Source organism: Lentimicrobiaceae bacterium, assembly GCA_020636745.1.
Classification (GTDB): domain Bacteria; phylum Bacteroidota; class Bacteroidia; order Bacteroidales; family Lentimicrobiaceae; genus Lentimicrobium.
Map to the genome: position 1 here is coordinate 187,121 of JACJXH010000005.1, position 15,000 is coordinate 202,120.

Consider the following 15,000-nt stretch of genomic DNA (forward strand, 5'->3'; position numbering starts at 1 on the left):
ATAAAATGGGACTTTTCTCCTTCATGACTAAAGAGATCGCAATGGATCTTGGAACTGCCAACACCATTATCATTTATAATGACAAGGTTGTGGTAGATGAACCATCCATTATTGCGATAGAGCGCAACACCGGAAAGATTATTGCCGTAGGGAAACGGGCTATGATGATGCATGGAAAGACCCACGAGAATATCAAAACAATCCGACCTCTTCGCGATGGCGTAATTGCTGATTTCCAATCAGCAGAATACATGATTCGCGAATTAATCAAAATGACCGGCCCTACCCGCAGTTTGTTTCCACCAGCGCTAAAAATGGTTATCTGTATACCTTCCGGCATCACCGAAGTAGAAGAAAGGGCGGTAAAAGATTCAGCTGAACAAGCCGGAGCCAAAGAAGTAAGACTCATTCATGAACCCATGGCTGCTGCCATTGGAATTGGCATAGATGTGTTGGAACCTACCGGAAATATGATTATTGATATAGGTGGCGGCACAAGTGAAATTGCTGTAATTGCACTGGGTGGAATCGTAAATAATAAATCTATCCGCATTGCCGGCGACGACTTTAACAATGACATTGAGGAGTACATGCGCAAGCAGCATAACATCAATATTGGCGAGAGGACTGCCGAAGCCATCAAAATTAATGTTGGGGCAGCCATGACCGAAATTGACAATCCACCGCCCGACTATCCAGTTCACGGACGCGATATGCTTACCGGCATTCCCAAGGAGATTTATGTAAACTATTCCGAAATCGCCCATTGCCTCGACAAATCTATTGCCAAAATAGAAGCAGCAGTTCTAAATGCGCTAGAAATGACACCTCCTGAGCTTTCAGCAGACATATACCGAACCGGTATTTACCTCGCAGGCGGTGGTTCAATGCTTCGCGGACTCGACAAAAGGCTGCACCTCAAAACCAAACTTCCCGTTCATGTGGCCGACGATCCCTTGCGGGCTGTTGCCAGAGGAACCGGCATTGCACTGAAAAATTTCAACAAGTTTACTTTCCTTATTAAATAACAGGCAGGTCTTCTCATGAGCAAGGCCTGTCAGGACTTGTAAACGCCTATGCGACATATTCTGGCTTTCATCTGGAAGCACAATTTCTTTTTTCTGTTTCTGGTGCTCGAAGTAGTGTCTGTTATCCTGATCGCCAATAAAAGTTATTATCAGCGATCTGTGATTACCAAAGCTACTGATGGCATTACCGGAAGCGTATTCTCAACCTATTCAGGTATCACATCATACTTTACTCTGAAACAGGAAAATGCAAGATTAGCCAACGAAAATGCGCGCTTGCTTAACCAGCTCAAGGCAAATCAGGTTGCCATCGATACAACTACACAAACCGTTACAGATACTGTATATCAACAACAATACATTTTTACAGTAGCCCGGGTTATCAGCAATTCTACAACCCTCAGGAGCAATTATATTATGCTGAATAAAGGAAGCCGTCAGGGAATCCACCGCGATATGGCTGTTATCAATCCTGATGGAATTGTGGGAACAGTGGTAAGTGTTTCGGAAAACTTCAGCTGGGTGATGTCTGTTTTAAATAAGCACACCAAAATCAGTGCAAGAATCAATCGCCTGAACCAGATGGGCACTGTGGTCTGGAACGGAGGCAGCCCTGCATCAGGCACACTGCTTGACATTCCGGCGCACGTAAAGGTTAATAAAGGCGATACCATCACTACAAGCGGATTCAGTCATATTTTCCCTGAAGGAATTATGGTGGGTAAAGTTGAAAAAATACACATTGAAAGTGGTGAACATTTTTATGTAATCGATTTCAGATTTTCAGCCGACCTTAACAGCCTGGGAAATGTGTATGTAATTGAAAATCTTCATAGAAAAGAACAGTTGGAACTCAGCAAAAATGTGATTGATGAATAGTTACGGCAAAGATATTCTCAGATTTTTTGTTCTGATTGCGGTTCAGGTGCTTTTGCTTGACAACGTTCATATTGGCGGGTACATCAATCCCTGTTTATATGTATTCTTTATACTTCTTCTTCCATTTGAAACTCCTGGCTGGCTGTTACTTGTCAGTGCTTTTTTTCTGGGGCTAAGCATCGATTCATTCACCAATTCAACCGGATTGCATACTGCAGCCACTGTCTTCATGGCCTTTTTAAGGCCTCAGGTTATCAGAATAACCGGAGCACCAGCCGATTATGAAGGCAACCTGAAACCCGGAATCGCGGATATGGGGTTTCGTTGGTTCCTCATTTATTCGCTCATTCTTATATTAGCCCATCAATTCGTACTGGCCCTGCTCGACGCATTCAGAATAGCCGAAGCTGGCATGATTCTGCTCAGGATGCTCCTCAGTTCACTCGCAACGCTTTCTTTGGTGCTTATTACTGAATATCTTTTTATGCGGCGCCGAAAATAAGCAACCGAACACCTTCTTTTATTACTTGGCTTATATATTTGATTATTTTTGGCATTCAAATCTATAAATCAACACGATGAAAAAACTACTTTTTTACATGTTGGCTGTTTTTGTAATAAGCGCCTGCAACAGCCGTAAAAGCAACGAATTTATTATCAAAGGCGAAATCAGGGGCGACTTTGCCGGACAGGTTTATTTACAGAAGAGCAAAGAAGGTAAATTTGAAGTGCTGGATAGCGCAAAAATTGAAAACGGAAAATTTACTTTTAAAGGCATTATCGAAGAACCCGACTTGTATTTTATTGGTATTGACGAATCGCGTTATATCGGTTTTTTTAATGAACCTTCTGAGATTCAGATGAGCTTTCATATAGACAGCATCATGTCTCCTCAATTCAGCGGCTCCGTTTCAGACAAAGTTTATCGCGAATACCTTAAAAAACAGGAAATTCAGCGTTCAGAAGAAATCAGTCTTTACACTGCTTATAACGAAGCCAGCCGAACCAATGATACGGTTAAAATGAAAGAAATTGAAACCACCATTGACCAGGCCGATAAAAAACAAAAAGATGATATGATGATGTTTGTCAAGGAAAACAGCAGTTCATATGTCGCTCCTTTTGTCGTTATGCGCCATGCCTACCAGTTTGATTTAACAAATCTTGTTGATATCATCGCTGGGTTTGATTCTAAAATAAAAGAATCTATTTATGGCAAAAAAATAGCCGACAGGATTGCAGTACTTCAGAATGTTGAAATTGGAAAAACAGCCCCTGATTTCACGATGAACGATGAGAACGGCAACCCGGTTACTCTTTCACAACTTCGCGGAAAAGTACTTTTGGTTGATTTCTGGGCATCGTGGTGTGGCCCCTGCCGCAATGAAAACCCAAACGTTGTAGCTGCTTTTAACAAGTATAAGGATAAGGGATTTGACATACTTGGCGTTTCTTTTGATAAAGAGAAAGACGCCTGGGAAAAAGCCATTCAGGACGACAAACTTACCTGGAAGCATGTTTCAGACTTGCAATACTGGAGCAATTCAGCAGGTAAACTTTATGGCATTATGTCGATTCCCGCCAATGTTTTGCTTGACAAAGATGGTGTAATTGTGGGCAGAAACTTACGCGGAGAAGAACTTCACAAAAAACTTGCTGAATTGCTGGGTGCTGTATAATCATTCATTCATTTTGGCACAAAAAAGGCTGTCCGAACGGACAGCCTTTTTTGTCTTATACTTTACTTCGATTTACCTTTCAATAACTTTTTATCCTTTGTCATATTTGCCTGATTATTTCCTTTCAAGCCTTTGTGCGACTTTCCAGGTTTCTTATCATTTTTTACAGTTTTGTCGTCTCCTGTTTTTTTTGTCTGCACATTCGCCTGACTAACCTGGGCAGTCTTTACATCCAAAGCCGCCGCTTTTGTTTCATCCTTAGCAATTGGCTTTTGTGCCTCATGCTTTACAATAGTTTTTGATTTAGTTGATTGAGGTTGTCCTTGCTGATTCTGTGAAGCCAGAATCGGAGTACTTGCTGCAAAAATTAACGCAGTTGCGATAATCAGAAGCTTTTTCATTTCAAATAGTATTTATTGTTTATGTTATGTTTTGTCCATCAAAAAGGACACACAAAGGTATGCTCAGCCAAAGGCCTCTATTGTTAAACCACTGTTAAATACTGTGAATAAGTGTTAAAGCCTCATTTACCCAACAGCACAAACCTATCTTTTTTTTCTGAAGAAATCCGACATCAGGCTGCTACACTCATCAGATAAAACCCCTCCTCTGACGATTGTTTTTGGATGTAAAAGTTTAGAACTAATGGTTGAATAACCTCTTTTAGAATCAGCAGCCCCGTAAACTATGGTTCCTAACTGTACCCAGAGTGAAGCAGCCGCACACATGGGACATGGCTCAACAGTTACATACAAAGTACAGTCATTCAAATACTTACCGCCAATAAAGTTTGCTGCAGAGGTAAAAGCCTGCATTTCAGCATGTGCCGTAGCATCGTTAAGTGTTTCGGTTAAATTATAGCCACGTGCTATAATCTGACCATTGCTAACAATAACAGCGCCAACAGGAACCTCATCACGGGCTGCTGCTTTGTGAGCCTCCAGCAGCGCCTGCCTCATAAAATGTATATCACTTTGTTCTTTTTCCATCATTCAATAAGAATTACAACCCTTTATTCGCATAAAAGACTGTTAAAATCTGAAGCATAACTTTGCTCAAAATTACAACAAACAGCTTGAAAACAGAAAAATTAAAAGCAATTCACTGCTGGTCTAAACAAATCAGTATAATGCTTGTTATAAAAAAGTGACCGGGTTTTTGAAAATTTTCAAACGCAAGTCTTCACAAACAATATTTTGTCCCCAGAAAGGGTTATTAGGGTAATTTTTGCTATAATTGCACTCATTATAGTAATGTAAATTTTAAACAGCAGTGGATCCGGAAAAAGCATGAGGACATTTTTACTATCGATTATATTCCTGCTCGGCAGCCTTGGGGCATTTTCATCTAACCCTTCGCATGAAGAACCGCTGCAAACAGGGCACGAAGAAACAAGCCACGAAGAAAAATTTAATGCCGGCAACATGATAATCGATCATATTGTTGACAGTCATGACTGGCACATCGCTTCATTTGGACATACACATTTTACCATCCCTTTGCCCATCATTCTGATTGATGAGGGAAAACTTGTCACCTTCAGTTCTTCAAAGTTTCATCATGGCGAACAATCATACGAAGGATATAAAATTGAAACAGACCGCAAGGCCGGAAAGGGGAAAATTGTAAAAGTGATTCCCGGCACAATGGAAACAGATAAAACGGCATCCAGGCCAATTGATTTGTCCATTACCAAAACAGTGGTTGGCATTTTTGTAAATTTTATTGTGCTGCTGGTGGTTTTCTTTCAGGTTGCCAAATCGTACAAACGCAATGCCGGCCATGCACCCAAAGGGCTACAGGCTTTGCTCGAACCACTTATCTTATTTGTGCGCGACGACATTGCTGAGCCGTCAATAGGCAAGCATTACAAGAAATTTATGCCTTTTTTGCTCACTTTATTCTTTTTCATTTTTTTCAGCAATCTGATTGGGTTGTTCCCATTTTTCCCCGGAGGCGCCAATGTAACAGGCAACATCGCAGTAACATTGGTACTGGCCGCTTTCACTTTTATCATTACCACCTTCATTGCCAACAAGTCGTACTGGCTTCATATATTCAATCCTCCCGGAGTTCCGTGGTGGCTTAAATTTCCGCTGCCATTACTCCCCCTCATTGAATTTACAGGTGTCTTTATCAAACCATTTGTATTAATGGTGCGTCTCTTTGCAAACATCACGGCCGGCCATATTATAGTTCTCGGATTTGTAAGTTTGATTTTCATCTTTGCCAATATGAATCCGGCCCTGGGTTATGGTGTTTCGCCCGTCTCTGTTTTGTTTTCAGTATTTATAAGCCTGCTCGAGTTGTTGGTTGCATTCATACAAGCATATGTGTTTACAATGCTTTCGGCCCTGTATTTTGGAATGGCTACCGAAGAACATGAACATGTACAGGAAGCTTCACATTAAAAAATTGCATTAACCAGATAAACCCTAAAATCAATCAATTATGTCACTTTTATCATTACTTCTGCAGGTAGCTGCTGACCTTGCCCCGGTTGCAAAAATGGGTGCTGCGCTTGGCGCAGGAATTGCTTCAATCGGAGCCGGAATCGGCATTGGAAACATTGGCCGTGGCGCACTTGAATCAATGGCAAGACAGCCTGAATCTACCGGCGACATCAGGTCAAACATGATTGTAGCGGCTGCTCTTATCGAAGGAGTTGCTTTTTTTGCAATTGTTGTTTGTCTGCTTGTTGTATTTATTTAGTGTACAAAATCCTGATGGGGTAACGGTTGGTTGCTTCATCAGGATATTTTTGGGTAAAAAACATTAAACTCTAAACTATGGAATTAGTTAGTCCCGGAATTGGACTTATCTTTTGGATGACGCTTGCCTTTGGGCTGCTTCTTTTCATTCTGGGTAAGTTTGTATGGCCCCCGGTAATGAGAGCGTTACATGAAAGGGAAGAGGCCATCGAGCAGGCACTGCACGAAGCAGATAAAGCCCGCAAAGAAATGCAGGAATTACGGTTTAGTAACGAGCAACTGATGCGCGAAGCAAAAGAAGAACGCGATGCGCTGATGCGTGATGCCAGAAAGGTTAAGGAGACCATTATTGAAGATGCTCGGGTTAAAGCCAATGAAGAAGCTAACCGTATTTTGGAAAATGCCAGTGAACGCATTCACTTTGAAAAAATGGCAGCAATTACCGACCTGAAAAACCAAATTGCCAATCTTTCGATTGAAATTGCCGAAAAAGTATTGGGTCAGGAGTTGTCAGATCCCGCCAAGGATAAGGCTATTGTTCAACAGTCAATCAACGACATTAAACTTAATTAGCCTTTATGGACAACCCCAGGATTAATATTCGTTATGCCACGGCCCTATTTGGCCTTGCAGAGGAAAATAAGGTCCTTGAGCAAACCAGCAAGGATATGGTTACCCTGGCTGAAGTGTGCCAGCAAAACCACGATCTGCTCAACTTGCTGAAAAGCCCTGTGATACCGGCAGGCAAAAAAAACAGGATCATGCGTGATATCTTTGGTAAAACCCTTAGCAGTTTATCTATGGGCTTTGTTGAAATCATCATCAGAAAAAGACGGGAAGCTCACCTGTTTCATATTGCTCTTGAGTTTGGCAATCTTTACCGTGAGTATAAAAACATCAAAAAGGCCGTAGTCACAACTATTTCGCCGCTCACCGAATCAGAACGAAAAGACCTGCTCAACGTACTGTCAAAACAAACCGGCTCAACAATTGAATTACACGAAGAAGTTGACCCGGCCATTATTGGCGGTATCATTGTCAAGCTTGACGGAATTCAGTTTGACGACAGCATCCGCAAAAAGCTACAGAACCTTCGGTCAGAATTTAATGTAAACACCTATATCAAAGAATTTTAAATAAGGAATAACCATATGGCAGAAATTAAACCCGCGGAAGTATCAGCAATTCTAAGGCAGCAGCTTGCCGGATTCAAATCAGAAGCCGAGCTGGAAGAAACAGGAAGCGTATTACAGGTTGGTGATGGAATTGCCAGGGTATACGGCCTTAATAATGTACAGGCCGGTGAATTGGTTGAGTTTACCACAACAGGTGTAAAAGGAATTGTGCTTAATCTTGAGGAAGACAATGTAGGAATTGTGTTACTGGGAGAAGCCGCAGGCATCAATGAGGGCGATTTGGTGCGCCGCACCAAATTAATTGCATCTGTACCGGTAAGTGAAGGAATGCTGGGCAGGGTTATCAATACCATTGGTGAACCCATTGACGGCAAAGGGCCCATTACTGGCGAAGTTTTTGAAATGCCACTTGAACGTAAAGCGCCGGGTGTAATTTTCAGACAACCCGTAAATCAGCCACTCCAAACCGGCATCAAGGCTATCGACTCCATGATTCCTATCGGAAGAGGTCAGCGTGAATTGATAATTGGCGATCGCCAAACCGGAAAATCAGCCATTGCCATTGATACAATTATCAATCAAAAAGAATTTTTCGATAAAGGTGAACCTGTTTACTGTATTTATGTAGCTATTGGACAAAAAGGCAGTACTGTGGCCAATATTGTTCAGACTCTTGAAGAAAAAGGTGCATTACAATACACTGTTGTAGTAGTGGCAACAGCCGGCGACCCGGCAGCTATGCAGTTTTATGCCCCATTTACAGGTGCAGCCATCGGAGAGTATTTCCGTGACACAGGACGTCCGGCTCTCATTATTTATGACGACCTCTCAAAACAAGCCGTTGCTTATCGCGAAGTTTCGTTGTTGCTCAGACGTCCGCCCGGACGTGAAGCTTATCCCGGCGACGTATTTTACCTTCACTCCCGTTTGCTCGAAAGAGCTGCCAGGATTGTTGCCTCAGACGAAATTGCAGCCAAAATGAATGACCTGCCTGAAACTATCAAACATAAAGTTAAAGGCGGAGGTTCACTTACAGCATTACCCATCATTGAAACACAGGCTGGCGACGTTTCAGCTTATATCCCAACCAATGTAATTTCTATTACTGATGGCCAGATTTTTCTTGAAACAAACCTGTTTAACTCAGGCATAAGACCTGCTATCAACGTTGGTATTTCTGTTTCGAGGGTTGGAGGAAATGCCCAGATTAAAGCCATGAAAAAAGTAGCCGGAACCCTTAAGTTAGATCAGGCACAATTTCGTGAGTTAGAAGCCTTTGCAAAATTTGGTTCTGACCTTGATGCTGTTACCAAGTCCATTCTTGAAAAAGGAGCACGCAATGTAGAAATCCTGAAACAGCCCCAATATTCACCTATGAACGTTGAATCACAGATAGCCATTATTTTCTGTGGCTCAAAGGGTCTGCTGCAAAAAATTCCAACAAAGCGCATCCATGATTTCGAAACTGAATTTCTTCATAATCTGGCCGATACCAAACCAGCACTTATGGAATCGCTGCGCAAGGGAAATTATACGCCTGAGATTGAAAAAGAACTTGAAACAGTTGCTCTTGACCTGCGCAGAAAATACGAAGTATAACCAACCAATTTTTCTGAAATGCCCAGTTTAAAGGAAGTTAGAACCCGAATTGCTTCGGTAAAATCAACTCAGCAGATTACCAGCGCTATGAAAATGGTGGCTGCATCAAAACTGCGCAAGGCCCAGACAGGAATTCTCCAGTTAAGACCTTTTGCCCAAAAACAAAAGCAGATGCTGCAGGAGTTGAGCTCAGGAAACGATACTCTCGACTCGGGCAGCTATGCAGTTCAGCGCACTGGTAAAAAGCTTTTAATCGTAGTCTTTTCATCAAACAGAGGCTTGTGCGGAGCTTTTAATACCAATGTGATTAAACAGGTAAATAATACGATTTCAAATTGGGGAAAACCTGATAAACCTTCCGATCTCGGATTGATTACCATCGGGCGAAAAGCTTCAGAATATTTCAGACGGCAGGGATTTAATGTCATTGAATCGCATGATGATTTGTACGATAACCTTAACTTCAACAATGCCTCAGTAATTGCTGAAAAATTGATGAAGATGTTCAAAGAGGGCCATTTCGACAAAATAATGTTCGTTTACCACCAATTCAGAAATGCAGTGGTTCAGAGGTTAATTACTGAACAATTTCTTCCGGTTGAACCTGCGCTGAATGATTCGGAAGAATCTCATGTTGTATCAGAGTTTATATACGATCCTTCGAAAGAAGAAATTCTTGAAGAACTTATCCCGCAGATTCTTAAAACCCAGTTTTACAAAGCATTACTTGATTCATGGGCCTCAGAACTTGGAGCACGCATGACAGCGATGTCGCAGGCGACTGACAATGCTGCTGAACTGCTTAAAGACCTCCGGTTATCGTATAACAAAGCAAGGCAAGCTGCCATTACCAAGGAAATACTAGAGATTGTAAGTGGAGCCGAAGCTTTAAAAAACAGCTGATTTCGGGCAATCTTTTGCCCATTAAATCGTTTAACCAATACAAAAACATTTAGATTATGATCTCAAAAAAAGTTGAAGAAGCCATCAATATCCAGATTAAAAATGAAGAACATTCTTCGAGGATTTACATGGCAATGGCCTCCTGGTGTGAAACCAAAGGTTACCGGGGTGCTGCTGATTTTCTATATAAACAGTCGGACGAAGAACGGATGCATATGCTAAAGTTCATTAAATTTTTGAATGACAGAGGCGGTTATGCAGTATTATCAGCACTTGAAGTTCCTGCATCAACCTACAACTCTTTGCTCGACGTTTTTAACCATGTGATGAGCCATGAAGAGTTTATTACCGACTCCATCAACAAGCTTTATGAAGTTTCGTTGAATGAAAAGGATTACACCACTGGCAACTTCCTGCAATGGTACATCAATGAACAGATTGAAGAAGAAAGCACAGTACATGGAATACTGGACAAAATGAAGCTTGTTGGTGAAGATAAAGCAGGAATGTTCCACATGGACAAGGATCTGCAAGCTATGGCTGCAGCCAAAGTAGTGGCACCTATTGCTGAATAATTTCTTATTTTTTTGAAAAATAACATAAAGCTGCCCTTACAGGGCGGCTTTTTTTGCTATTTCTCAGTATTTTTCTGAGCCTCAATTCCGTCACATAACTGCGCATACCATTTTTCACCATATTTCCTGACAAGAGAGTCTTTCAGAAAAACATACATGGGAACATTCAGTCTTTTCCCCAATTCAAGTGCCGGTTGACATATATGCCACTGATGGTAATTGACAGCATCAAAATCGTTGTAACGATTGATACGAACCGGGTATAAATGACATGAAACAGGCTTGCGGAATTTGGATTTGCCAGCCTCCCAGGCCTTTTCAATAGCACAACCAGCAATTCCGTCTTCTGAAAATACAACAAATGCACATTCAGCTCCATTTACAAGAGGAGTAACATAATGGCCGAAAGCATCGTAATCGAACACACCCAGGTGTTCAACAATTTCAAGTCCATCCTGCCGCATAAAGGGCTTAATGTAATCAAGCGAATCTTCGAGTTCACCTATTTCGCTTTCTTCAAGCGGAGCTCCGGCATCACCTTCCACACAGCAGGCTCCCTTGCATTTCATTAAATCGCATACAAAGCAAACCTTCCCAAGGTCGTCAGAATTAATTGTATCATCAATGGCTATCATGCTGCAAAGATAAGTGGAATGAATTTCACTATAACAATTGTTGAATTTACGGCTTCAATCATTCAGTCCTTATAATTTCAAAATTGTTGACCACCGAAACCAAAATTTCAATCATCATCATATAAATTGCAGATTTACGGGCAATTAAACCACAGGTTTTGGAAGCGATATAATCATGAACATTTCGCCATCAGGCATCATCTAACCATACCCATTCTGAAAAATCTTAAAAACTTGATAAATCTATTTGCGTTTTTAAAAAATGGTTTACTTTTGACTGTCTATTCGCACATAAAATGACATCCAGGTATTCTTACAGGCTAACGGCCAAAACAATCTTCCGCAACATTAAAAACAGGGATGAATATCAGTCCTGACTCCCTCCTTTGTTTTCATTTTTTCTAAAAATTACCTTTTTATTTTCCTTAAACATCTAATTATCATGGAATTACCATTTGCCGAATCATATAAAATAAAGATGGTTGAACCTATCCGCCGCAGTACCCGCGAACAGCGTGAGCAGTGGATAAAAGAGGCCAACTACAATCTTTTCAAACTGAAAGCTGAATATGTTTTTATTGACCTGTTAACCGACTCAGGAACCGGTGCTATGAGCGACCGTCAATGGAGTGAGATGATGTTGGGAGATGAAAGCTATGCCGGAGCGTCATCATTCTACAAAATGAAAGACACCATCAGGGAATTGCTCGGTTTTGAATACTTTTTACCCACACATCAGGGCAGGGCTGCAGAAAATGTTTTGTTTTCGGCCATGGTAAAGGCAGGTGATTTTGTACCTGGAAACTCACATTTTGACACGACCAAAGGGCATATAGAATCGCGCAAGGCCAAAGCTATTGATTGCACCATTGATGAAGCTTTTGATACGAGCGTATACCATCCGTTTAAAGGCAATATTGACCTGAATAAGCTGGAAGATGTGCTCAAAAACCATCCCAAAGAAAAAATTCCATTTATAGTTGTAACCATTACCTGCAATTCGAGTGGAGGACAACCTGTTTCAATGGCAAACATCAAAGCAGTTAGACAACTGGCTGATAAATACGGAATTTTTGTACTGTTTGATTCAGCCCGCTTTGCAGAGAATGCCTATTTTATAAAAACCCGTGAAGAAGGGTATAAAGATATTTCCATCCGCGATATCGTCCTCGAGATGTTTAGTTATGCTGATGGCATGACAATGAGCAGCAAAAAGGATGCAATTGTGAATATGGGCGGATTTATCGCCCTGCGCGACAGAGAGTTGTTTGAGAAAGCGACTGTTTTCAACATCATGTTTGAAGGTTATGTGACCTATGGTGGCATGTCAGGTCGCGATATGAATGCCCTGGCTCAGGGGTTGCGCGAAGGAACTGAGTTTGATTATCTGGAAACACGTATCGGCCAGGTAGCATATCTGGGCAACCGTTTGGTTGAGTTTGGCGTTCCGGTGCAACAGCCTTTCGGCGGACATGCCATATTTGTTGATGCCAAACGCTTTTTACCTCAGTTGCCCAAAGAACAATTTCAGGCGCAATCTCTGGCTGTTGAACTTTATCTTGAAAGTGGCGTAAGAGGTGTTGAAATTGGAGCTCTGCTTGCCGACCGCGACCCTGAAACCCGCGAAAACCGCTACCCTGCTCTTGAACTGCTCAGGCTAACTATTCCCAGAAGAGTTTATACAAACAACCATATGGACTATGTTGCTACAGCTCTGGCCAATGTTTATGAGCGAAGAAACACTTTGACAACAGGGCTCAAAATTATTCATGAAGCTCCGATTATGCGCCATTTTACTGTGGATCTTGCAAAAGTTTAGGCTTTTTCAGCCATTCTTCAGAAACCTGCCATAAACAGCGTTCCGGCAAATGGCTAAAAATAAAAGAAAGCCCTTCCGGGCTTTAGAACAAAGTGCACATCAGATGTATCAATCACCACATCAGATGTGCACTTTGTTATTTCCCGCTTGCGCATTTATCCGGCAATTCTGCAAAAAACCACAAAAATGAGACCCGGGTTATCTGTCAAGCCATTCCCTGAAAGCCTGCACCCGCTCACGGGCAACCACTATATCTTTATCATCCACTCCGTCAATCTGAAGACGCAACCTGCTGTTTGACCACGCTGTAATACTGGCACAGGCATTCAATGAAACCAGATATTTTCTGTTTATTCTGAAGAATTTTTCCGGATCAACTATTTCTTCAAGATGATCAAGGGCAAAGTCGATGCAATAGCTCCGCTTTCCTTTCGTATGCAAATAAGTAGCTTTTTCATAGCTATAGAAAGCATCAATTTCTTCAATTGGAATGGATTTGATTCGATCGCCTATCTTTACCAAAAACCTTGATTTATATTGCTTTTCCTGTTTTTGGGCAACCATTTCAAAAAGTTTCTCAAGCGCAGGCATCGGAGAAAACTGTTTTACCTTTTCAATGGCTTTCAACAAACGTTCTTCCTCAACAGGCTTTAACAAATAATCAATACCGTTGGTGTTAAAAGCTTCAATAGCATAATGATCCCAGGCTGTTGTAAAAATGATCGGGCAACTCACCTTTATCTGCCTGTAAATCTCAAAACTTAATCCGTCAGCAAGTTGAATATCAGAAAAAATCAAAGCGATGCCCTGGTTTGTCGATAGAAATTCAACAGAATCGCGCACTGATTCCAGGCTTGCAACAACATCCATATCCGGAGCAACCTTGCTGAGCAAACGTTCAAGATGGCGTGCGGCTCTCGCCTCATCTTCAATTATAAGAACCTTCATTTCTCTGTTTTTTGAATGATAGGAATCCTTACCAGGTAAGTTTTAGTGTCAGCATGTATCTCAATTTGCCTGTCGGTAAAAAAGCTATATTGCTGCGAAATATTCCTCAGCCCGGTATTTTTTGAATCTTTTCCTGAGTTTTTAAGTTTCAGTGCATTTTCAACTTCAATAAAATCTCCATTCTGCTTTATCGCAATATGCAAAGGATATTTTTCCGATACTTCATTGTGCTTTACAGCATTTTCAACCAGTAATTGCAACGTCATTGGCACAATAAGAGCCTGACAGTCTTCATTAAGTGTGATACTCAAATGAAGCTTATCGCCAAAGCGCGTTTGAAGCAGCCAAGCATAAGACTTCATAAAGTCCACTTCTTCTTTCAGGCTAACCAATTCCTTATCGCGGCAATCAAGCACATAACGGAACAAATCACTCATTTGCCTGATGAACTTTACAGCCTGAGCCTGATCATCATATACCAAATCGCTGAGCACATTGAAGCTATTGAACAAAAAGTGTGGATTGAGTTGGTTTCGCAGCGATTCATACTTATAGGTCATCATTTCTGATTTAAGTTCAGCTTCTCTTAATACCGACTTTCTCCATGCTTTAAAAAAGCCAACAGCCGTAAAAACAAGCGAAATAAAAAGAGAGATAAGAAATGTGATAAGAATTGAGTGGGAAATAGATTGCCAGGCATCTGATGGAGCAATGCCATGCACCAGATACATCATGATCAACTGTACGGATATAAATGCCCCAACCGACCAGATTAGCAGGCTGGAAATTTCAATAAATGTCCGTTTCACTGGCTTATCAATCCAACGAATTTTTTTATCGAGCAAATTCCCTATCATCACCGGCCCGGTCCACTGGGTTATACATATGGAAAATGACCAGATAAAACCTATCAAAAACCGTTCAGGACTTACAAAGACATTTCCAAAAAAAATTACGAGAATAAGTAGCGACAACACTACATTAGCCAGTAAAAACTGCCATAAGTTTTTTACACTAATTTGCCTGCTGTAAATGTTCATATTGATAATTTATGCCAAAACGATTGATTGTGTAAAATTAAAGATAAA

General features: G+C 41.3%; 17 protein-coding genes. 12 read left to right on the forward strand and 5 right to left on the reverse strand.

Annotation, left to right across the window (positions count from 1 at the left end; all coding sequences use genetic code 11):
- Positions 1-5 precede the first annotated feature (5 nt).
- The 4 genes from H6541_09635 to H6541_09650 all read left to right on the forward strand — a co-directional run bounded on the left by H6541_09635 (position 6) and on the right by H6541_09650 (position 3,586).
- A complete protein-coding gene (locus tag H6541_09635; protein MCB9016043.1) occupies positions 6-1,028 on the forward strand; it encodes a rod shape-determining protein in 1,023 nt (340 codons plus the stop codon).
- A 48-nt stretch (positions 1,029-1,076) separates the two neighbouring features.
- Complete coding sequence (mreC, locus tag H6541_09640; protein MCB9016044.1) at positions 1,077-1,907, forward strand: rod shape-determining protein MreC; 831 nt, start codon at positions 1,077-1,079, stop codon at positions 1,905-1,907.
- On the forward strand, positions 1,900-2,409 hold the full coding sequence (gene mreD, locus H6541_09645; GenBank protein MCB9016045.1) for a rod shape-determining protein MreD: 510 nt from the start codon (positions 1,900-1,902) through the stop codon (positions 2,407-2,409). The genes mreC and mreD overlap by 8 nt, the downstream gene beginning before the upstream one ends.
- A 76-nt stretch (positions 2,410-2,485) precedes the next feature.
- Complete coding sequence (locus H6541_09650) at positions 2,486-3,586, forward strand: AhpC/TSA family protein (protein MCB9016046.1); 1,101 nt, start codon at positions 2,486-2,488, stop codon at positions 3,584-3,586.
- 62 nt (positions 3,587-3,648) lie between these two features.
- Here H6541_09650 and H6541_09655 read toward each other — a convergent pair whose 3' ends face one another.
- Positions 3,649-3,987 carry a hypothetical protein gene (locus H6541_09655; GenBank protein MCB9016047.1) on the reverse strand — a complete coding sequence of 113 codons (339 nt, stop codon included), beginning with the start codon at positions 3,985-3,987 and terminating at the stop codon, positions 3,649-3,651.
- Positions 3,988-4,131: 144 nt separating this feature from the next.
- Positions 4,132-4,578 carry a nucleoside deaminase gene (locus H6541_09660; GenBank protein ID MCB9016048.1) on the reverse strand — a complete coding sequence of 149 codons (447 nt, stop codon included), beginning with the start codon at positions 4,576-4,578 and terminating at the stop codon, positions 4,132-4,134.
- A gap of 297 nt (positions 4,579-4,875) precedes the next feature.
- Here H6541_09660 and atpB point away from each other — a divergent pair, with 297 nt between their 5' ends.
- The 7 genes from atpB to H6541_09695 all read left to right on the forward strand — a co-directional run bounded on the left by atpB (position 4,876) and on the right by H6541_09695 (position 10,510).
- Positions 4,876-5,997, forward strand: coding sequence for a F0F1 ATP synthase subunit A (gene atpB, locus H6541_09665; GenBank protein MCB9016049.1), 1,122 nt, complete (start codon positions 4,876-4,878; stop codon positions 5,995-5,997).
- Between the two features lie 40 nt (positions 5,998-6,037).
- Positions 6,038-6,298, forward strand: coding sequence for an ATP synthase F0 subunit C (atpE, locus tag H6541_09670; GenBank protein MCB9016050.1), 261 nt, complete (start codon positions 6,038-6,040; stop codon positions 6,296-6,298).
- A gap of 77 nt (positions 6,299-6,375) precedes the next feature.
- Complete coding sequence (gene atpF / locus H6541_09675; protein MCB9016051.1) at positions 6,376-6,870, forward strand: F0F1 ATP synthase subunit B; 495 nt, start codon at positions 6,376-6,378, stop codon at positions 6,868-6,870.
- Positions 6,871-6,875: 5 nt separating this feature from the next.
- Entirely contained in the window at positions 6,876-7,433 is a 558-nt protein-coding gene (atpH, locus tag H6541_09680) for an ATP synthase F1 subunit delta (GenBank protein MCB9016052.1), read from the forward strand.
- 15 nt (positions 7,434-7,448) lie between these two features.
- Positions 7,449-9,032 carry a F0F1 ATP synthase subunit alpha gene (locus H6541_09685; GenBank protein MCB9016053.1) on the forward strand — a complete coding sequence of 528 codons (1,584 nt, stop codon included), beginning with the start codon at positions 7,449-7,451 and terminating at the stop codon, positions 9,030-9,032.
- Between the two features lie 18 nt (positions 9,033-9,050).
- Positions 9,051-9,935, forward strand: a complete 885-nt coding sequence (atpG, locus tag H6541_09690) for an ATP synthase F1 subunit gamma (protein MCB9016054.1) — start codon at positions 9,051-9,053, stop codon at positions 9,933-9,935.
- Positions 9,936-9,991: 56 nt separating this feature from the next.
- Complete coding sequence (locus tag H6541_09695) at positions 9,992-10,510, forward strand: ferritin (GenBank protein MCB9016055.1); 519 nt, start codon at positions 9,992-9,994, stop codon at positions 10,508-10,510.
- Between the two features lie 56 nt (positions 10,511-10,566).
- On the opposite strand, the gene H6541_09700 is transcribed toward H6541_09695, so the two are convergent.
- Complete coding sequence (locus H6541_09700; GenBank protein MCB9016056.1) at positions 10,567-11,145, reverse strand: DUF3109 family protein; 579 nt, start codon at positions 11,143-11,145, stop codon at positions 10,567-10,569.
- A 442-nt stretch (positions 11,146-11,587) separates the two neighbouring features.
- On the opposite strand from H6541_09700, the gene H6541_09705 reads away from it, so the two are divergent.
- A complete protein-coding gene (locus H6541_09705; protein MCB9016057.1) occupies positions 11,588-12,964 on the forward strand; it encodes a tryptophanase in 1,377 nt (458 codons plus the stop codon).
- Between the two features lie 198 nt (positions 12,965-13,162).
- Here the strand turns inward: H6541_09705 and H6541_09710 are convergent, their stop codons facing one another.
- On the reverse strand, positions 13,163-13,912 hold the full coding sequence (locus H6541_09710; GenBank protein MCB9016058.1) for a response regulator transcription factor: 750 nt from the start codon (positions 13,910-13,912) through the stop codon (positions 13,163-13,165).
- Positions 13,909-14,952 carry a sensor histidine kinase gene (locus H6541_09715; GenBank protein MCB9016059.1) on the reverse strand — a complete coding sequence of 348 codons (1,044 nt, stop codon included), beginning with the start codon at positions 14,950-14,952 and terminating at the stop codon, positions 13,909-13,911. Before H6541_09715 ends, H6541_09710 begins: the two co-directional genes overlap by 4 nt.
- Positions 14,953-15,000: the final 48 nt, after the last annotated feature.